Source organism: Streptosporangium sp. NPDC000396 (assembly GCF_042898655.1).
GTDB lineage: Bacteria > Actinomycetota > Actinomycetes > Streptosporangiales > Streptosporangiaceae > Streptosporangium.
The window spans coordinates 1-19,178 of record NZ_JBIAZA010000029.1; the positions used below are offsets into that span (position 1 = coordinate 1).

At 71.0% G+C, this 19,178-nt stretch carries 15 protein-coding genes; 5 read left to right on the plus strand and 10 right to left on the minus strand.

Going from position 1 to position 19,178, the window contains the following annotated elements; translation table 11 throughout:
- Positions 1-198 precede the first annotated feature (198 nt).
- Positions 199-1,278, plus strand: a complete 1,080-nt coding sequence (locus ACFY2X_RS35605; protein WP_389947329.1) for an NAD(P)H-binding protein — start codon at positions 199-201, stop codon at positions 1,276-1,278.
- A gap of 93 nt (positions 1,279-1,371) precedes the next feature.
- On the opposite strand, the gene ACFY2X_RS35610 is transcribed toward ACFY2X_RS35605, so the two are convergent.
- From ACFY2X_RS35610 to ACFY2X_RS35630, 5 genes are all read right to left on the minus strand, one after another.
- The gene (locus tag ACFY2X_RS35610; protein WP_389947331.1) at positions 1,372-2,301 is read right to left on the minus strand and encodes a cation diffusion facilitator family transporter; all 930 of its coding nucleotides are present in this window, start codon (positions 2,299-2,301) and stop codon (positions 1,372-1,374) included.
- A 43-nt stretch (positions 2,302-2,344) separates the two neighbouring features.
- Positions 2,345-3,451, minus strand: coding sequence for a bifunctional phosphoglucose/phosphomannose isomerase (locus tag ACFY2X_RS35615; protein ID WP_389947333.1), 1,107 nt, complete (start codon positions 3,449-3,451; stop codon positions 2,345-2,347).
- On the minus strand, positions 3,448-3,621 hold the full coding sequence (locus ACFY2X_RS35620; protein ID WP_389947334.1) for a Trm112 family protein: 174 nt from the start codon (positions 3,619-3,621) through the stop codon (positions 3,448-3,450). Before ACFY2X_RS35620 ends, ACFY2X_RS35615 begins: the two co-directional genes overlap by 4 nt.
- A 4-nt stretch (positions 3,622-3,625) precedes the next feature.
- Entirely contained in the window at positions 3,626-4,978 is a 1,353-nt protein-coding gene (locus ACFY2X_RS35625; protein WP_389947336.1) for a phosphomannomutase/phosphoglucomutase, read from the minus strand.
- Positions 4,979-5,234: 256 nt separating this feature from the next.
- Positions 5,235-5,603 (minus strand): DUF3499 domain-containing protein, encoded by a 369-nt coding sequence (locus tag ACFY2X_RS35630; protein ID WP_271216885.1) that lies wholly within the window; start codon positions 5,601-5,603, stop codon positions 5,235-5,237.
- Positions 5,604-5,830: 227 nt separating this feature from the next.
- On the opposite strand from ACFY2X_RS35630, the gene ACFY2X_RS35635 reads away from it, so the two are divergent.
- Entirely contained in the window at positions 5,831-6,226 is a 396-nt protein-coding gene (locus tag ACFY2X_RS35635; RefSeq protein WP_389947338.1) for a metallopeptidase family protein, read from the plus strand.
- 220 nt (positions 6,227-6,446) lie between these two features.
- On the opposite strand, the gene ACFY2X_RS35640 is transcribed toward ACFY2X_RS35635, so the two are convergent.
- The 4 genes from ACFY2X_RS35640 to ACFY2X_RS35655 form a co-directional block, all read right to left on the minus strand.
- Positions 6,447-7,862 carry a DUF5719 family protein gene (locus ACFY2X_RS35640; protein WP_389947340.1) on the minus strand — a complete coding sequence of 472 codons (1,416 nt, stop codon included), beginning with the start codon at positions 7,860-7,862 and terminating at the stop codon, positions 6,447-6,449.
- Complete coding sequence (locus tag ACFY2X_RS35645; protein ID WP_389947342.1) at positions 7,859-10,717, minus strand: glycosyltransferase; 2,859 nt, start codon at positions 10,715-10,717, stop codon at positions 7,859-7,861. The genes ACFY2X_RS35640 and ACFY2X_RS35645 overlap by 4 nt, the downstream gene beginning before the upstream one ends.
- A 156-nt stretch (positions 10,718-10,873) precedes the next feature.
- Positions 10,874-11,134, minus strand: coding sequence for a WhiB family transcriptional regulator (locus ACFY2X_RS35650; RefSeq protein ID WP_012888122.1), 261 nt, complete (start codon positions 11,132-11,134; stop codon positions 10,874-10,876).
- A gap of 223 nt (positions 11,135-11,357) precedes the next feature.
- The gene (locus ACFY2X_RS35655) at positions 11,358-13,301 is read right to left on the minus strand and encodes a hypothetical protein (protein ID WP_389947344.1); all 1,944 of its coding nucleotides are present in this window, start codon (positions 13,299-13,301) and stop codon (positions 11,358-11,360) included.
- Between the two features lie 238 nt (positions 13,302-13,539).
- On the opposite strand from ACFY2X_RS35655, the gene cofD reads away from it, so the two are divergent.
- The 3 genes from cofD (at position 13,540) to ACFY2X_RS35670 (ending at position 17,400) form a co-directional block, all read left to right on the plus strand.
- Complete coding sequence (cofD, locus tag ACFY2X_RS35660; RefSeq protein ID WP_389947346.1) at positions 13,540-14,544, plus strand: 2-phospho-L-lactate transferase; 1,005 nt, start codon at positions 13,540-13,542, stop codon at positions 14,542-14,544.
- 5 nt (positions 14,545-14,549) lie between these two features.
- Positions 14,550-15,860: a coenzyme F420-0:L-glutamate ligase gene (locus tag ACFY2X_RS35665; protein WP_389947512.1), complete on the plus strand. Its 1,311-nt coding sequence runs from the start codon at positions 14,550-14,552 to the stop codon at positions 15,858-15,860.
- 196 nt (positions 15,861-16,056) lie between these two features.
- Entirely contained in the window at positions 16,057-17,400 is a 1,344-nt protein-coding gene (locus ACFY2X_RS35670) for an FAD-binding oxidoreductase (protein WP_389947348.1), read from the plus strand.
- 13 nt (positions 17,401-17,413) lie between these two features.
- On the opposite strand, the gene ACFY2X_RS35675 is transcribed toward ACFY2X_RS35670, so the two are convergent.
- Positions 17,414-19,111, minus strand: coding sequence for a substrate-binding and VWA domain-containing protein (locus ACFY2X_RS35675; protein WP_389947350.1), 1,698 nt, complete (start codon positions 19,109-19,111; stop codon positions 17,414-17,416).
- Positions 19,112-19,178 lie beyond the last annotated feature (67 nt).

Here is a 19,178-nt window from a genome sequence, read left to right on the forward strand (position 1 = left end):
GGCGGAGGCCACGCGCCCCCGGCGGACAAGGGCTAACCCCCCCCCCCCCCCCCGCGCGCCCGCGCCCCCCCCCCCCCCCCCCCACCCCCCCCACCCCCCCGCCACCCCCCCCCCCCCCCGCCCGCCCCCCCCCCCCCCCCCCACCACCCCCCCCTCGACTGATGTTGGCGTCATGGGGGCGACCGTAGCGTCGGCGTCATGCATGAGACGATTCTGGTGACCGGGGCCACCGGTCACACCGGTGGACATGTGGTACGGCAACTGCACGAGCGCGGCGGGGTGACGATCAAGGCGCTGAGCAGAAATCCGGAGCAGGCGACGTTCCCCGACGGGGTGCGGGTGGTCAAGGGGGACCTGGGTGATCCCGGCTCTCTTGACGAGGCGCTGGAGGGAGTCGACAAGATCTTCCTGGTGTGGCCGACGATGTTCACCGAGCACTCGCGGAACGTGGTGATCCCGAAGCTGGCGGCACAGGCGCGCAGGATCGTCTATCTGTCGTCGGCCGGTTCGGAGACCCACGGCGACGCTGACAACGCCTCACACGCCCGGATCGAGCGGCTGATCAGGGAACACGCCAAGGAGTGGACGTTCCTGCGGTCCGGCGGGCACATGAGCAACGACCTGGGGACTCCGGTGCCCACGGACGGCGTGGTCCGCGGGCCGTTCCTGAGCTGGGCGCGGTCGCAGATACATCCCAAGGACCTGGCGGCGGTGGGAGTGCACGCGCTGCTCACCGACGACCTGCTGAACACGGCCACGCCGATGCTGACCGGCGACGAGCTCATGACCGGCGCCGAACGGATCAGCATCGTGGGCGAGCTGGTCGGCAGGCCGGTGACGAAGGTGGAGGAGATCCCGCCGGAGCAGGCCAGGGAGTGGTTCCTCGCGTGGGTGCCGCCGGAGGACGTGGACTCCGTCGTGAAGGCCATGAAGGAGGTCTCCGCACGGCCCGAGCCGGTGGTCCCGGCGATCCGGGAGATCCTCGGGCGCCCGGCCACGTCCTATCGGGAGTGGATACTCGACTATCTTCCCGCGTTCGTGGAGCCGACGGCCGAAGGGGTGGGGCTGGCCTTCGTCAGTCTGGCCAACAAGGGCGAGACTGACGCGATCACCCGGCACCTGCTGACTTCGGGGCAGGTGAGCGGCCCCGTCGAGGGGCCGTACCTGCAGGCGGGCGGCGACCGCTTCGCCGTGCGGTTCACCGCCGACTCCACGATCGGTGTCTACACGGTGCGCGACGGGCGGATCGTCAGTGAGGAGAGGTTCTCTTCGCGGTGAAGTAGAGGAGGGCGTCCGGCGCAGCTCACCCCTCAACCGTCCCGAGCTCCGGAATCGCTCATCCGGAGCTCGCAGGGGCCGTGATCTGGGGGGTCAGACGGAGCCGTTGACCTTGGATCTGTCCAGGTCGGGCTCAAGGTAGATGACGCGGGCCTCCGGCACGGCGGCCCGGATGCGCTGCTCCGCCTCGTCGATGCCGCGGGCCACCTCGGCGGCCGTGTCGTCGTGGTCCACCGCGATCTTGGCGGCGACCAGGATCTCCTCCGGCCCCAGGTGGAGGGTGCGCATGTGGATGACCCGGGCGACCTCGGGCGTGCTCTCCAGAGCGTCGCAGATCTGCCTCAGGACCTCCGGGCCCGCACCCTCGCCGATCAGCAGCGACTTGGTCTCGATCGCGAGGATGACCGCGATGACGGCGAGCAGGACGCCGATCGCCATCGTGCCGACGCCGTCCCAGACGCCGTTGCCGGTGACCACGGCCATCGTCACGCCGAACAGCGCCAGGACCAGGCCGACCAGGGCGCCTAGGTCCTCCAGGACGATGACCGGAAGCTCCGGCGACTTGGACCGGCGGATGAACTGCACCCACGACTGGCTGCCGCGGATCGCGTTGGACTCCTTGATCGCGGTGCGGAAGGAGAACGACTCGGCGACGATCGCGAAGATCAGCACCCCGAAGGCCACGACGGGCGTTTCCACCGGGTGCGGGTCACTGATCTTGTGCCAGCCCTCGTAGAGGGAGAACAGCGCACCGATCGTGAACAGCACGACCGCCACGACGAAGGCGTAGAAATAGCGCTCCCGCCCGTAGCCGAAGGGATGCTCCGGGGTCCGCTTCCGCTCCGCCCGCTTACCCCCGACCAGCAGCAACACCTGGTTGCCCGAGTCGGCGAGGGAGTGGATCGACTCGGCGAGCATCGACGAGGACGTCGTGATCAGATAGGCCACGAACTTGGCCGCCGCGATCGCGAGGTTGGCGGCCAACGCCGCGATGATTGCCTTAGTACCGCCGCCCGCGCTCACGACAGCCTCCGCCTCATATATCCGAAAAAGACCAGACAGGATCCTATTGGGAAATTCTCGCCTTCAGTTCCGTTATCGCCGATACGGGGGTCGGGTCGATCCCGTACCCGAGGGCGAGGTACGTACTCGCGTAGTCGCCCAGCTCGATCAATGTCGCGAGGCGCTCCAGCGGATGCGTCCCCTCGGCGGCGACCTGGGTCACCCGCACACCACGGTCATCCGCCAACCGAATCGAAGCCTCGCGCCGCCGCGTCACCTGCGGATGTTCTTCCACGTCGTTCAGCACGAACAGGCGCAGTGACCGCCCGGCGTCGTCGGCGAAGATGTCACGCGTGGCCAGCGGGCCGTCGAACGCCACCACCTGGTTGTGGTTAGCCTCGGGAATCTCACCCCAGATGGCCGGGTATTTGCCGTTCTCGTTGAGCTGGCAGGCCCACCGGTAGGCCGCGACGGCGGCCAGCGAGGAGGACCCCCAGATCATCGGCACCGTCTCGGCCATCTCCAGAGCCAGCGACTTGCCGGGGTTGATGAACGACTCGCTCGTCGGGCGGCACCGATGGGCGACATCCTCCAGGCGCTTGGCCACGTTCTCGAACACGTCGCCGTCCGCCTGGACCAGACCCAGCTCCGCGGCGACGACGATCGGCGGAACCGACAGCCCCCAGACCGCGGCACGCGGCTGCCCTCCCGAGGCGACGGGCACGAACGGTGCGCCCGCCTGCTGGGCGATCGCGTGGAGGGGCGAGCCGGGGCTGCCCAGCACGAGCAGGCGGCACCCGCGGCGGACGGCCTCCGTCGCCACCGCGAGTGTCTCCTCGGTCTTCCCCGAACACGAGACCGCGATCACCAGATCGGTGCCGCCGACCCAGCCCGGCAGCCGGTAGGACCGCACGGTCACGATCGGCAGCGGAGCGCCGTAGCCGCACACCGCGTTCAGGATGTCACCGGCGATGCCCGAGCCCCCCATGCCCGCGACCACGATGGCCCGGGGACGGCCGTCCCTGACCAACGACGAGAGGTCTGTCTCCCGCGTGGCTCGATAGGAGGTGCGGACCTGCGCCGCCGAGGCCGCCACCGCAGGCAGCATGCCCGACGGATCACCGTCGGCCAGCTGCTGCTGATCGTCGAGCCGATCGGGCTCCCAGCTCACGACTTTCGCGCCTCGTCGACCAGCAGCACCGGGATGTCGTCCCGGACCGGATACACCAGGCCGCAGGAGGCGGATGTGCAGAACAGCTCATCCGCCTCGGGCTCGACGCGCAAAGGCGATTTGCAGCTCGGGCAGGCCAGGATCTCCAGCAGCCATTCGTCGATCTTCACTCGTTCAGCTCCTTACCACAGCGAGAACTTCGTCCCTGATCGCTGCCATCTGAATCTCGTCGGCCGCCTCGGCGTTCAGCCTGAGCAGCGGCTCGGTGTTGGACGGACGAAGATTGAACCACCATCCAGAGCCGGAGATGGTCAGACCATCCAGACTATCGAAGGTGACACCGTCACGACCGGCGAACGCCTCGCGGACCCGCGCCATCGCTCCCGCCTGGTCGGCGACCGTACTGTTGATCTCTCCGGAGGCCGCGTAGCGGGTGTAGTCCGTGAGGATCTCCGACAGCGGCCGGTCCTGCTCTCCCAGCGCGGCCAGCACGTGCAGCGCGGCCAGCATGCCGGTGTCGGCGGACCAGAAGTCCTTGAAGTAGTAGTGCGCGGAGTGCTCGCCGCCGAAGACCGCACCGGTCCTGGCCATCTCGGCCTTGATGAACGAGTGGCCCACCCGGGTGCGGACCGGCTCGCCGCCGTGCTCGGTGACGATCTCCGGGACGCTCCGGGAGGTGATCAGATTGTGGATGATCCTGGCGCCGGGGTGTTTGGCCAGTTCGCGCGCCGCGACCAGGGCGGTGATCGCTGACGGGGAGACCGATTCACCACGCTCGTCGATGACCCAGCAGCGGTCGGCGTCGCCGTCGAAGGCCAGGCCGATGTCGGCGCCGACGTCGAGCACGGCCTTCTGCAGGTCGCGCAGGTTCTCCGGCTCGATCGGGTTGGCCTCGTGGTTGGGGAAGCTTCCGTCCAGCTCGAAGTAGAGGGCGGTCAGCTCAAGGGGGAGCCCTTCGAACACCACCGGGACGGTGTGCCCGCCCATGCCGTTGCCCGCGTCCACCACGACCTTCAGCGGCCGGATGCCGGACACGTCCACCAGCGTGCGCAGGTGGTCGGCGTAGCCCTCCAGAAGGTCACGCTCGGACACGGTCCCGCCGCCGTCGCCGCCGACGCCGGAGGCGACGAGCTCGGCCGCCCGGTCGCGGATCTCGGCGAGCCCGGTGTCGCCGCCGATCGGCACGGCACCGGCCAGGCACATCTTCATGCCGTTGTATCGGGCGGGGTTGTGGCTCGCGGTGAACATCACGCCGGGCAGGGCGAGGCTCCCGCTCGCGTAGTAGAGCAGGTCGGTGGAGCCCAGACCCGCGTTGATCACGTCGACCCCGCGCGAGGTCACCCCTCGGGAGAAGGCCGCTGCCAGCGGCCGGGACGAGACGCGCATGTCGTGTGCCACCACGACGGTCTCGGCGCCGGTCACCTCCGCGAAGGCCGCGCCTATCGCCTCTGCGGTCTCCTCGTCGAGCTCATCCGGCACGACGCCGCGAACGTCGTACGCCTTGAAGATCTTGGCGAGGTCGCCCACTCCAGCTCCGCCCCTTGTGTCGTGTCTGCTGGCCCCAGCCTAGGCCCTGTCCCTGAGATCTTCCGCCCACTGTGGTCGCCCCGGCGGCGCCTTGCCATGTCGTCGCCCCGTCCCGCGGAAACGCTACGCGAACTCCGCGTTCGCCGCAGGGCGTGAGGGCTTGCCGCCCCGGGCACGACTCCCCCTCCGCCTCGCGGGGCGCCGTCCGGGCGACCGCGGCAGGCGGAGAGGTCCACAGAATCAGGCCCTGGCCGGATCAGCGGTCGCGTTGAGGCTGAGCGGAGCGGAGCACTCGCAGGTGACCGCGGCGCCCAACCTCGACCCCCTGGCCGACCGGCTCCGTGCCATTCGTCGGAGCGGGCCTGGCGGCCTCGCGGACCGCGTTGGCGAGTGCTTCGAGATCGTCCGTGCTCGGCGGCGCGCCGTCGGTGGGCAGGCGGACGACCTCCCAGCCCCGAGGCGCGGTCAGCCGCTCGGCATGCTCGGCGCACAGGTCGTAACAGTGCGGCTCGGCGTACGTCGCCAAGGGCCCGAGAACGGCGGTCGAGTCGGCGTAGACGTACGTGAGCGTGAATACGGCAGGCTGACTGCACGCGGTGCGGGAACAGCGGCGGACGGGGCTCACGGTGGGACCGTATCCGGTAAGCGTCCGAGGCGCCACTATCTGAGCGCTCTTAACGAGCGTGTCGCCACAATTCGGACACGTGTCCCCGCTTCCACCCGCCTGTACGGCTTATGCCCCCTGTCACGACCTCTTCCCTGCCTTGCTCCAGGCGCGTCTAAGCTTGGCCCGTGAGCTCGGCACCCGGCGGACCCCGCCCTCCCCGCAAGCGCGACCGGCACGGTCGCGGCATGCGCGGCCCACTGGCGCCCTCCCACGTGCCGATCTCCAAGTCGCGCAGCGAGCGCTTCGACGATCTCGTCCTGGACGCCGTGGACCGGCTCAAACCCCGCTGGAGCAGCCAGCTGGCGGCGGTGGAGTTCGCGGTTGAGGAAGTGCCTCCGGCCAGCGAGCTGGGCGACGGACCGGGGCTGCTTTCCGGCGAGCCGATCCCCTTCGGCCGATCCGAGCCCGCCACGGGCAACCGCCCGGCCGTGGTGATCATCTATCGACGTCCCCTGGAGGCCAGGGCACGCGATCGCGACCAGCTCGGCGCGATGGTGCACGACGCCGTGGTGGAGCAGGTCGCCGGGCTCCTGGGCCTGTCTCCGGAGTCGGTGGACCCGGGCTACGACGAGCGCGACTGAGCCGCGGCCAGGTTTCGGGGCCGGGCCCTCAGGGCGGCGCGAACCCCGGGCGGCACGGGTTCAGGACGGCACAAATCCAGAACAGCCCGGATCCGGAACAGCCCGGCACGGTACGACCCAGGCGACACGACCCAGGCGACACGACCCAGGCGACACGACCCCGGACGGCACAGGCTCAGGGCAGCACGGCTCAGAACAGCACGGCTCAGGACAGCACAGCTCAGGGCAGCACGGTCGCCACGGACTCGGTGATCGGCGGAACCAGCGCCCACATCCGGGCGGCGGCCAGCGGCTGGATGGTGAGCGCCAGGCCGTCCTTGATCCGCTCGTCCATCACCCGCCCGCCGTACACCGGGCCGGAGCCCGGCAGGGGCAGCACGACCACCGCGAAGGCGTCGTCCCGCGTGGGCAGCTTGACCTCCTTGGTGCGGGAGGCGGTGATGGTCACCTCGAACGGCTCCGGTGCCTCGCCCTTCTGCGGCAGCACCTGCACGCTCACCTTGCCCGGGGCGTTCGGCGCGGACAGCAGCAGCCGGGAACTCTTCTTCTTGCCCGTGCGGTTGTCGGCGACCACGCTGCCGAGGTCGATCGGGGCCGCCCCTGCGGTGAAGGCCACGTCGCTCTTCTTTCCGGTCCCGGTGACGATCAGTCCGGCCACGATCGGCGTCTCCGAGGTGAGCACGAGCGCCGAAGGCTGCCCGCCGATGCCGGTGGACAGGTCGAGGGTGGCGACGGACCCGGCGGCCACCTCGACCAGCTCGCGATCCTTGAGCGCGTAGGTTCCGTCCGGGGTCAGCGCCTGGACCTCGACCAGCGTGTCGGCCTCGCCGATGGAGGCGACCAGCAGCTCACGCCTGCCCCCGCCGCCCGGGATGCCCGGCACCACGACCCGGGTGGCCGGGGCGGCGGAGACCGGCAGCCAGTCGACGCCCCGCCCGCCGTTCATGATCGCCCGAGCCGCGGCGGTGACCCGGCTGGAGCTGGTGCGCACCTCGATCGCCATGACGAGCGGCGAGGGAGCCAGGTCCTTGACCTTGATCGTACGGTTCTCGCCCGGCTTGAGCGTGAGCCAGCCGCCGGAGTCGCCGACCACCGGGCCCTCGCCCGCGTAGACCATGATTTCCACGGTGGCCGGGGCGAGGTCCGCGTTGGTGAGGTGGAGCGTGACATCGGCCGCGGCCGGACCCGGTCCGACCAGCCAGGTGCTCGCCGCCGGCTCCACACACCGCACTCCGGCCAGTCCCCGGTGCTTGCCCGACTTCTCCTTCCGGGTCTGGGCCGACTCCAGGCCGGCGGCCATGCTCCCGGTGGCCGCCACGGTGAGCGGCCCCGACTTGGCGGGGGCCTTCTCGTGCCGGAGCACGCCGGGGACGTTCAGGGTGTCCACGGTCGTGCCCCCGGTGGTGAGCGTCGTGGTGCCCTGGCCTTTCCCGCCCGGCGGGGTGACGACGCTGACGGTGGTCTCGGCGGGGTCGGGGCAGACGGTCGTCACGGAGGCGACGGGCACCTTCCGGGGACCGGGCGCGGGGGTGACCGCGGCCTTCGGCTGGGTTGCGAAGGCCACGCCGTACAGGGCGATCAGGGCCACCATGACCAGGCCGAGCAGACTGAACCGGTTTTCGATCAGGGATTTCACCGGGCGGCCAGCTCTCTGACGGACTCGGACGGGTCTTGCGGAGGGTGACCGTCGGCGGTCCGCGAACCGGGGGCGGCCAGGACCAGGACGACCAGCACGATCACGGCCTGGGCCCAGAGCCAACGGCCGTGCCAGGGGTCGCCCCGCGGGGCCGGGGGCGTGGCGACCGGCTGGGTCAGCCGCCACATGCCGAGCGAGCGGGACAGGCTCATCCTGGCCAGTGCGGGCTGGGAGTCCAGCGCGCTGCTGATCTCCGGGCTCACCGGGGAGGCCACCACGACGAACCGCACACCGTGGGCGGCCAGCACGCGGGCGTCGTCGCCGCCCCTGCCGGAGACCAGTCCGGCCGCCGCCAGGCCGACACGTTCCCGTGCCCCCTGCGACGCGGGGATGTCGGACTCGCCGATCACCGGAGTACGGCCGCGCAGCACGGTGAAGGTCACGCCGTTCTCCCGGGCGCGCAGGAGCAGGGTCCGCTCGCCGTTACGCGAACTGACCTCGGCCAGCGCGGGCATCACGTCGCGCACGTTTCCGCTGATCGGGCCGTCGACGCCCTTCGCGATCCACAGGCCCGCCGCGAGCAGCGGGGTGGAGAAGGCGATCGCCACGACGACGAACGCGGCGATCCTGCGCAGACCACCCGCGAGCCGGAACTCGACGATCCTGTCGGCGGTGAGGGCGGCCACCACGAGCATGCCGGTGGCGGCGAAGGCCAGCGGGACACCCGGCCACGCCGGGGCCTGGGCGTCGCCGTTCAGGGAGGTGACCGGGGTCCGGCTGACCAGGATCCCCACCAGCACGCCGAAGAGCGCGACACCCCAGCCGATCGCGATGATCATCCGGTTACGGCGCATCAGCAGCGCGGCCAGGCAGGCGGCGATGAGGCCGCCGGTCACCCAGAGCGGCGGCATGCCGGGGCCGCCGGGGCTGAGAAGCAGCAACGACTGGGCGGGCAGCGCGGCGTCGACCAGAGCGGGCTGGTGCAGTCCTGCCTCCAGCAGGAGCTGGCCCGGGTTCCTGACGATCTGGGCCAGCCAGGGGAACAGCAGCACCACCGGAACGCCGAACGCGATGATCACGGAGATGACGACGCCCCGGCGGGGAAAGGCCAGCGCGGCCAGCCCGCCGAGAACCAGCGTGAGCGGGTAGACGAGCGGCGCGAAAGCCGTGCCGACGGCGAGAAGGAGACCGAGGCCCCAGGCGGCCCGGCGGGCCCGGCGGCTCTCGCCCACGAGCAGGGTGGTCGCCAGCGCCGCGTAGACGGGCAGCAGCACGAAGACCACGGCGGTGCCGAGCCGTCCGGCGGCGATCACGCCGGTGGCCACCGGGAGAAGCGCGTAGGAGGAGGCCAGCCAGATACGGGTCCACCGGCTTGGGATCATCGACCGGGTCGCCGCGTAGGCCGAGAACCCGGCCAGCGGCACGCAGCCGAGCAACAGCACCGAGACCGCGAGCCAGGTCTTGCCCAGCAGCACCGTGGACAGTGCGGCCAGCACCGCGACGTACGGCGGGGCCCACGCGTCGCTGCCCAGGCCCGCCTGGTGATAGCTCTCGACGTAGAGCTCCCACAGGTCCGAGGCACCGCCGATCACCGGGACCAGCGCGCCGCCGCCCAGCCTGGTGCCGCCGATCAGCGCGCGCTCGGCGATCAGGGTGACCACGGCCAGCGCCATGAAGAGCAGAACGCCCGGGTTGCCGAAGATCCGCTGCATGGCCCCGGCGTCGGTGAGCAGTTCCTCGCCGTCCTCCTGCGCGGCGGCCACGGCGTGGTGCCGGCCGGCCGACTCCACGAAGCCGGACCCGGACAGGTAGCTCTGAAGCCGGTCCATGAGCCGCCGATAGCCCGCGCCCGGCGGTGTGAGCAGGCGCCTGATCGCCGTGTAGTTCTGTTTACGGCCCCGGGCACGGGCGCGGCGAGCCTTGATCATGCGGCTGGGATGGGCGAGCACCGAGCCGAGCGCGACGGCCTCGTCCAGCGCGTTGGCCGGCTGTTTGGCCACCAGGAACAGCAGCGTGCGGAAGGCCGAGCCGACGAGGTTGCGCACCAGCGCCCACAGCAGCTGCCGGAACGGCAGGTTCGCCATGACCACGAAGATGGCGTTGCGGCGGTCGAGACGACGGGGGTGGTCCCCGCTGACGATGATGCGGCGCCGCCGCCGGGCGGCGGCCTCGGCGTGCCAGGCGACCGCCTGCGTGACGTTCTGCACCCGGTGGCCGGCGTTCCTGACCCGCCAGCATAGGTCGAGGTCGTCGCGGAACAGCGGCAGGAAGGGGTCGAGACCGCCGACCTCGTCCCACACGTCCCGGCGGATCAGCATCCCCGCGGTGGAAACCGAGAGCACGTCCCTGATCCCGTCGTACTGCCCCTGGTCGAACTCCCGGTACTCCAGCCCGGTGTCCCTGCGGCCGGTCCGGTCGACGGTGACACCGGCCTCGACCAGAATCCGCCTGTCCAGCCAGTCACGAAGCTTGGGGCCGAGCACCCCGGCCTTGGGGTCCTGGTCGGCGGCCCAGAGCAGGGCCTGCAGGGCTCGGGCGTCCGGCGCGCAGTCGTCGTGGAGCAGCCAGATCCACTCTCGCCCCTCCGCGGGTCCGAGCCGGTCCAGCACCTCGGCGACGGCCTGGCCGAAGCTCGTCGAGCGCGGGAGGGTGAGCACGGCCCTCGGGCCGAGGGCACTCGTCAGGAGCTCGGCGCTGCCGTCCCGGCTGCCGTTGTCCACCCCGACGGCCCGGTCGACCGGCCGGGTCTGCCTGAGCAGCGCGTCGAGGGTCTCGCCCAGCCAGCGGGCGCCGTCATGGGACACGACGATCGCGGTGACGGTGTGCTGGAGACGGGGGGAATCGGTGATGGACATGCGTCCCGTGGTTCAGGAGGGGTGATGATTGGCGCGACAACGATACGGCACCTATGTCTACCTATGTCTCGTGCATGAGAAAAGGGTCACGTGACCGACGATCACGTGACCCCTGGATATCGTCAAGCGCTCCGCAACGAGCGCCATAACTTCTTGTCAGACTGCCTCACGCTTGATCCGGCGGCGTTCCCGCTCGGAGAGTCCACCCCAGATGCCAAACCGCTCGTCATGCTCAAGCGCGTACTCAAGGCACTCAGCACGCACCTCACAAGAGCGGCAAACCTTCTTGGCCTCCCGAGTGGATCCCCCCTTCTCCGGGAAGAACGCCTCCGGGTCGGTCTGCGCGCACAAAGCGCGTTCCTGCCAGCCAAGCTGCTCTTCAGCGATGCTGTCCTGTGCGATGACCAGGTCGGCCACTGCACACCTCCCTGCCGCTCGCAAATGGAGCCCCCCTATGAACGCATCCCTCTTACCCACCTTGAGGAAGGCGTAACAACACGTGTGTAATTACACGCGCGTGTCCGGTGTGGCGTCAAGCGGCATGCCGGTATCCCGGGGAAAGACCTGCTCTCCCCGGTTCTGAGTCGTGTGCCTGCCACGACGGCAATTGCCCAGGCGATCGTGACGATCGCCTGGGGGTTCAGTGCTCTCGGCGGTCGGAACCGTACCAGGACATATTCTGCTCCTGACCGGGGCCCACCCTCTCTCTATCGGGGGTTTCCTCTCCCGTGACCTGAACCGAGCGCTCCGGCTTGTATATCGCGGTGGGGTCTATCGCAGGCTGCGAGTCCCACGGCCGCAGGGAGAGACTGGGATCACTGAGAGGATCACCCTGGTAGGCGTTGGGGTCGAAGCGGAGCGTCGTCTCGGCCGGTGACTCCCAGTGATGACCGGCCTGCTGGTGAGCGGACTGCTGGTGGTACGGCTGCGCCGGAGCCGGGGTCTGCGGGACCTGGGGGGTCTGCGGGTGTCCGAACGGGTCGTCGTAGGTCCCGCTCGCCTGGCTCGCCTGCGGGCTGGTGTACTCCGGGACGCGCAGCTGCGGCTCGGTCCCCTGAGACTGCTGCTGGTAGCTCTCCGCCTGCTGGTAGGCCTGGGCCATCTGCTGGGAGCGGGGGTCCACCGGGTCGGGGGCCGGGTAGTGCAGGTTGGGCTCGGTCTGCGGGGCGAACTCCGCGCCGGAGTAGCCGGTGAAGGGCTGGCCGTAGTTCTCCGGCGGCTTCGGGAAGGACGACTGCGGCTGGCTGTCGAACGACGCGTGCGGGTGGCTGTCGGCCGGTGCGTACGGCGCGGACGCCGGAGCCTCGGACGGCGCCGGGTAGAAGGGAACCTGCTGCTCAGGCTGGGGAGCGTAGCCGGGAAGCTGGGTGTCAGCCGGCTGGGCATAGCCCGGAAGCTGAGCGTCGGCCGGCTGGGCGTAGCCCGGAACCTGGACGTCGGCGTAGCCCTGCGACTGCGGCTGCGCCTGGGGCTGCTCCATGGGGGCGGCGTAGATCGGGGGCTCGTAGGCCGCCGCCGGCTCGTACGGCTTGGCCGGAGCCGGCGGCTGGACGTCCGCCGGCACGTATGGGCTGGGGGTGTAGGTCTCCGCCGGGGTGGGAGAGGCGGACAGCACCTGCGGGGCGGGGTGCGCGTGGGCCGGAGCGGCCGGAGCGGGAGCGTAGGAGGCGGGCTGGGCGCCGTACGGCTGGCTCGGCTGGCTCTCCACCGGCGGCGTGACCTGGGGGTAGCCGTCGCCCGTCTGCGGAGCGTAGCCCTGCGCCTGCTGCTGGCCGTACTTCTCGGAGGCCGCGGTGGAGCTGGGCGCGGGCGGGAGCGCGTAGGGAGGCTGCGGGACGGGGGCGGGCTGGGCCTGCTGCGGGTGGGCGTGCCCGCCCTGCGGGGCCTGGTCCTGAAGCGGGAAACCCGGCTGCGGGACAGGAGCCCCCTGGGGGGCGTGGTCGTGAGACGGGAAGCCCGGCTGCGAGGCGTGCCCGCCCTGCGGTGCCTGGTCCTGGAGCGGGAAACCCGGCTGCGGGACAGAGGCGCCCTGGGCATAGGCCTGGCCACCCTGCGGGGGTGCGTACTGCTCGTAGGGGCGCTGCTCCTGGAGCGAGCCGAACCCGCCCTCGGCCCCGAAGCCGCCGGCCTGGGGTTTGGCCGAGATCGCCTTTGGCAGCAGGTAGAGCAGGGCGATCACGGTGAGGGCCAGGGCCGGTGTGCTGACGAGGAGGAACTCCACCCTCTCGCGGAAGTCCGTACGGCCGGCGAAAAGGCCGCCGAGCAGACCGATCGTGCCGAACAACGTCGACAGCGCGAGCGTGCCCGAGGCCACCTGCGCCATCAGCTTCAGCCGCCCGATCACCGGGCCGAAGTGGCTGGCCAGCAGCATGGCTCCGACCAGCAGCGCGGCGGCCACGGGCGAGGCGAGCTCGTCCAGGTAGCCGGCCGCGCGGGTCGCGAAGGACGACCCGAAGGACGACGACACCCCGAACAGTAGCCGTTCGATGCCGACAAGGACGCCCGCGGACGCCGCGGCGACCATGAGCCACGCGGCCGGTTCTCGGAGCCGGTCGGCCTCGACATTGATCACAACTACCCCCATAGGGTCTTTTGGTAAACCCGGGCCAGTTTTGCACATGGCTGACTCCAGCGTCGGGAGTCCCAGCAGGCCCATAAGTCTCAAAAGAGTTTCATTACATCACATTGGCGTATATTTCGGGCATCCGTTAAGGCACACCTGCCAGCGGAGACAGCCCTCGTAACGATCAAGACAAGACCGCTCCCATCCGGGCCACAGGACTTCGGACGGGTACGTGCGGGTCAGTGGAAGACTGGATGGCATGCGCATTGTGTCCCTCGCCGGCGGAATCGGCGGCGCCCGTTTCCTGCGCGGTCTGCTCGCCGCGGCCCCCGACTCCGAGATCACCGTCATCGGCAACACCGGCGACGACATCGTCCTCTACGGCCTCCAGGTCTGCCCCGACCTCGACACCGTGATGTACACCCTCGGCGGCGGCATCAACGAGGAACAGGGGTGGGGTCGCCAGGAGGAGTCGCACGTCGTCAAGGAGGAACTGGCCGCCTACGGCGTCGAACCGCAGTGGTTCGGCCTGGGTGACCGCGACTTCGCCACCCACATCGTGCGCACCCAGATGCTCGACGCCGGGTATCCGCTGTCGGCGGTCACCGAGGCGCTGTGCGCGCGCTGGAAGCCGGGCGTGCGGCTGATCCCGATGAGCGACGACCGGACCGAGACCCACGTGGTCATCTCCGACGAGCGGGGCCGCCGGGCCGTCCACTTCCAGGAGTGGTGGGTACGGCTGCGCGCCTCCGTCCCGGCCGAGCAGATCATCCTGGTCGGCGCGGACCAGGCCCGTCCCGCCCCCGGCGTGCTGGAGGCCATCGCCGAGGCCGACGTGGTGATCCTGCCGCCGTCCAACCCGGTGGTCAGCATCGGCACGATCCTTCAGATCAAAGGCATCCGCGAGGCCCTCGTGTCCAAGACGGTCGTCGGCGTCTCCCCCATCGTCGGCGGCGCCCCGGTCCGGGGCATGGCCGACGCCTGTCTCACCGCCATCGGCGTGGACACCACCGCCCAGGCGGTCCTGGAGCTGTACGGCGCGCCTCTGGTGAACGGCTGGCTGGTCGCGGAAGAGGACGCGGGGGTTCACCTCGACGGCGTCCGCGTCGAGTCCCGCCCCCTGATCATGCATGACGTCGAGTCCGCCGCGGCGATCGCCAGGGCGGCCCTCGACCTGGCCACGGAGCTGGCGGCCTCCTCGGGGAAGACGGCCGCACCCGCCGGATCGCGGGACGTCGAGTCGCAGAAGGAGGAAGCACAGTGAGCAGGATCCGCCGCGTGCGGGAGGAACGGCCCGAGGCCAGGGTGGAGATCTTCCCCGCTCCCGGGATTCCCGAGGTGCAGGAGGGCGACGACATAGGCGAGCTGATCGCCACCGCCGTACCCGACCTGCGCGCCGGCGACATCCTCGTGGTCACCTCCAAGATCTCCAGCAAGGCCGAGGGCCGGGTTCGCCGGGGTGTCAGCCGGAACGAGGCGATCACCGCCGAGACCCAGCGAGTCGTCGCCCGCCGGGGCGAGACGGTGATCGCGCAGACCACCCACGGGTTCGTCATGGCCGCCGCCGGAGTGGACGCCTCCAACACCGAACCCGGCACCGTCGTGCTGCTGCCCGTCGACCCGGACGCCTCCGCCGTGGCCATCCGGAGGAGCATCCGCGAACGGCTCGGCGTGCCGGTCGGCGTGATCATCTCCGACACCTTCGGCCGCCCGTGGCGCAACGGCCAGACCGACCTCGCGATCGGCGTGGCCGGAGTGACCCCCGCGCTCGACTACCGGGGCCTGTCCGACGACCACGGCAACGCGCTGGAAGTCACCCTGACCGCGGTCGCCGACGAGTTCGCCGCGGCCGGAGACCTGGTCAAGGGCAAGCTCGCGCAGACTCCGGTGGCGGTGATCCGGGGCATGGCGGAGTACACGACCGAGGAGGACGGCCCGGGCATCCGCGAGCTGGTCCGCCAGTCCGAGGAGGACATGTTCCGATACGGCTCGCGCGACGTGGTCTTCACCCGCAGGACCATCCGCGAGTTCTCCGACGAGCCGGTGGACGGCGCCAAGGTCCGCCGGGCGGTGGACGCGGCGATCGCCGCCCCCGCCCCTCACCACACGACTCCCTGGCGGTTCGTCCTCCTGGAGTCGGCCGAGATTCGGGAGAAACTGCTCGACGCCATGCGTGAGGCGTGGATCGCCGACCTGCGCGGCGACGGCTTCTCCGAGGAGTCGATCACCAGGCGGGTCAAGCGTGGAGACGTGCTGCGCGCGGCGCCGTACCTCGCGGTGCCCTGCCTGGTCATGGACGGCTCGCACACCTACCGCGACGACCGGCGCAACGCGGCCGAGCGGGAGATGTTCGTGGTCGCGACGGGTGCCGGGGTGCAGAACTTCCTGGTCCAGCTCGCGGTGGAGGGCCTGGGATCGGCCTGGGTCTCCTCCACGATGTTCTGCCGCGAGGTGGTCCGTGAGGTGCTCGACCTGCCCCCGGCCTGGGACCCGATGGGTGCCGTGGCGATCGGCCGCCCGGCCGCCCCGCCCCGCGACCGCGCGCCCAGGAACGCCGCCGACTTCATCGTCACCCGTTAGCCGCACCGGTGCGATTGGCCGCCCGCGCCGGTGAGAGGCGCGGCGACGGCGAGCGCGTCTTCCGGATCCAGCCGAACGTCATCGGGACTTGAGGTCGACCTGAAAACGGACTTCAAGTCAGTCTCAAGTCGCGTCCAAACCGCGTACGTCAGAGTAGAGGCAACGCAAAAGCGAGGGCGACGAAAAGGGATTGACCGTGACATTCGAGAACGACCTGCGGCGCGCTGTCCAGGGACGCGTGCTGGTCGCCGGTGACGAGGGCTTCGAGCAGGCCAGGCGGCCGTGGAACCTGGCTGTGGACCAGCCGGTCAGGGCCGTGGTGGAAGCCGTGGACGCCGACGACGTGGCCTCGCTGGTCGGCTACGCCCGCCTCGCCGGGCTGACCGTCTCCACCCAGCCCAGCGGCCATGGCGCGACCGGTGACGTCGAGGACGTGATCCTGCTCCGCACCGGGCGGCTCGACGGCCTGGAGCTGCGGCCCGAGTCGCGCACGGCCCGGGTCGGAGCGGGTGTGAAGTGGGGCGAGGTGCTGACCGCCGCGAGCCCGCACGGCCTGACCGGGCTGGCCGGAAGTTCACCGGTGGTCAGCGTGGTCGGCTACACCCTCGGCGGCGGGCTGAGCTGGTTCAGCCGCCGCCACGGCTTCGCCGCCGACAGCGTCCGCGCCTTCGACGTCGTCGACGCCGATGGCTCCCGGGCCAGGGTGACCGCCGACTCCGACGCCGAGCTGTTCTGGGCGCTGCGCGGCGGCGGCGGCGACTTCGCGCTGGTGACCGCCGTCGAGTTCGACCTGCACCCGGCGCCCCACCTGTACGGCGGGCGCATGATGTGGCCCGCCGAGCGGGCCCCCGAGGTGCTGGCCGCCTTCCGGGAGATCACCGCCGAGGCCCCCGAGGAGCTCACCGCCTGGTTCGACCTGCTGAACTTCCCGCCGCTGCCCCAGCTTCCCGACCTCCTGCGCGGCCGGGCCGTGGTGACGGTGGACGTCACGTTCCTGGGCGAGACCGGCGAGGCCCAGACCCTGCTGCGCCCCCTCGACAAGATCGATGGGGTGATCATGGACAACCGGGGCTCGCTTCCCGTGGCCGACCTGGGCGACATCTGCGCCGAGCCGACCGACCCGGGCCCCGCCCTGTTCCGCGGCGAGCTGCTGACCGACCTGGACGACGAGGTGGCGGCGGTGCTGCTGGCCGGGCCCATCGACCCGCTGGTCAGCGTGCAGGTGCGCCATCTGGGCGGGGCCCTGGCCCGCCCGGCTCAGGGCGGCGGAGCCTGCGGGCACGTGGCCGAGCCCTACTCGATCTCCATGATCGGTGTCTCGGCCACCCCTGAGCTCGGGGACGCCGTACGGGCCCGCCAGGACGAGATCGCCCGCGCGCTCGTGCCGCACACCAGCGGACGCAAGCCGCACACCTTCCTGGGAGCCGGAGAACGGGCCGCGGCGGCCTTCCCCGGCGACGTCCTGGCCCGGCTCTGCGACGTCAAGCGCGCCCGCGACCCTCACGGCGTGTTCCGCAGCAACTATCCCGTCCTCGACTGACCCGCCGAGGTGATCACGGCGTCCTGCGGCAGGTGGGGTGACACAGACGTCTGGCCAGGGCCGAGAGGAAGACGTCGATGATCTCGCTGGGCTGCTGGGCGACGTGCAGGGAGCCGTTGGTGACACCGGCCACCTGGGCCAGGGTGGCTCGGTCGAGGTCGTCGCCGAAGGCGAGCACGACGATCTGGACCGGGTGCTGCGGATTCCACTCCTCGCGGAGCGCCCGCAGCAGTTTGCCGCTCGACATGCCCGTGCCGTCGTCCCTGCCCGCGGTGATGACCAGCAGGGTGTTGTTCATCTTCTCGTCGTAGGCGTCGGTCACCTCGCGGAACCCGGCGAGGATCGCGTCGTAGAGGGAGCTGGACAGCTTCGGGTCGGCGCGCAGCGTCCGGGTGAGCTCTTCGAGGCGGCTGCGCCGGATGACCTGGCCGCCGTCGGCCTCCATGATCGGGCCGAGCCGTACGTGCTCGCGGTGGTTCCGGCCCTTGGCCGCGGCGAACTCCCACATGCCCATCTGGGTGGAGTTGGGGAACAGCTGCAGGCCCAGCCGGGCCGCTTCGAGCGCGACGGTGAGCTTGGACTTCCCGCTCTCCCCCCTGATCGGCTGGGCCATGTGCCTGCTGGTGTCGGCCAGGACCAGGATGTTGGTCGGCGGGGCCAGCCTGCTCCACGCCTCCAGCGCGTCGTCGATCATCTGGGGCAGGATGGTCGGGCGGGTGCGGGGTGCCTCGGTGGGAATGTCCGGACCGGGTGAGTACGGTCCCTGGGTCCCGTCAGCCGAGCGGAAACCCGCCCGCCGTACGGCGTCCTGGGTCTCCGGGGAGCGCAGCCACGCGGCGAAGGCCCGCGACCCGCTCGCCTTCGCCCTGTCGGCCGAGGTGACCACGTAGGGGTAGTCCAGGTTGATGGTCCCCTCGCGGGGGTGGAGCGCGACCACCGGGTCGCCGGACGGCAGGCGGTTGTGCACCCACACGCTCTGCTCGGGGACGATGACGACCGGGCGCTTCCAGAAGGAGCGGTCGTCGACCGCGGCGAGCATGGTCCGGTAGTCGGGCGCCGACCCCGCCTGGGCCCAGCGGACGAACGCGGTGAGCGACCGGTCGGCCTCCGGCCCGGTTCCGACGACGTCCCTGGCCGCGGCCACCGTGGCGATCCCGGCCCCGGCGAGCGAGGGGTCCGGGACGCGGACCACGTCGGGCTCCTTCTCGGTGGGCTTGATCCGCCCGCGGGTGGTCGCCGGGAAGACCATCCGCCAGTTCATGTCGGTCTTGTCGACCGCGAAACGCTGGGCGAGGGACTTGCGGGTGGCGAAGACCAGGGGCGAGGTCGCCATCACGGTCTCGGTGCCCGCCAGGTCTCCGGCGCCCTGCTTGCGCGCGAGCCGGATCCAGGCCGAGGAGTCGGCGATCCAGCCGTCGGGGCGCTCGCTGAGCACCCCGGCGGTGTCACCGATCAGGGTGCGCAGCACGGTGGCCGGCGGCTGCTCCGTGACCTGTACCAGGACGCACCGGCCCTCGACGCCCGTCTTGCTCTGGTTGAACCGCCCGGCCGCCTCCATGACGGTCGGCGCGATGTCCACCGCGGCGGCGACGTCGACCAGGACCGGGTCCCGCCCCGAGCAGGCGCCGCCCTCCCGGCCGAACACCAGCACCAGGCTTCCAATGAGGGCGACCACGACCGCGACCGCTGCCAGCGAAAGACGGAGACGCAACTGCCGATGGCGCCTGTCGGCGCCGACGGCTACACGGTGTCGACCGGAGGGCACACGCGGACCTCTC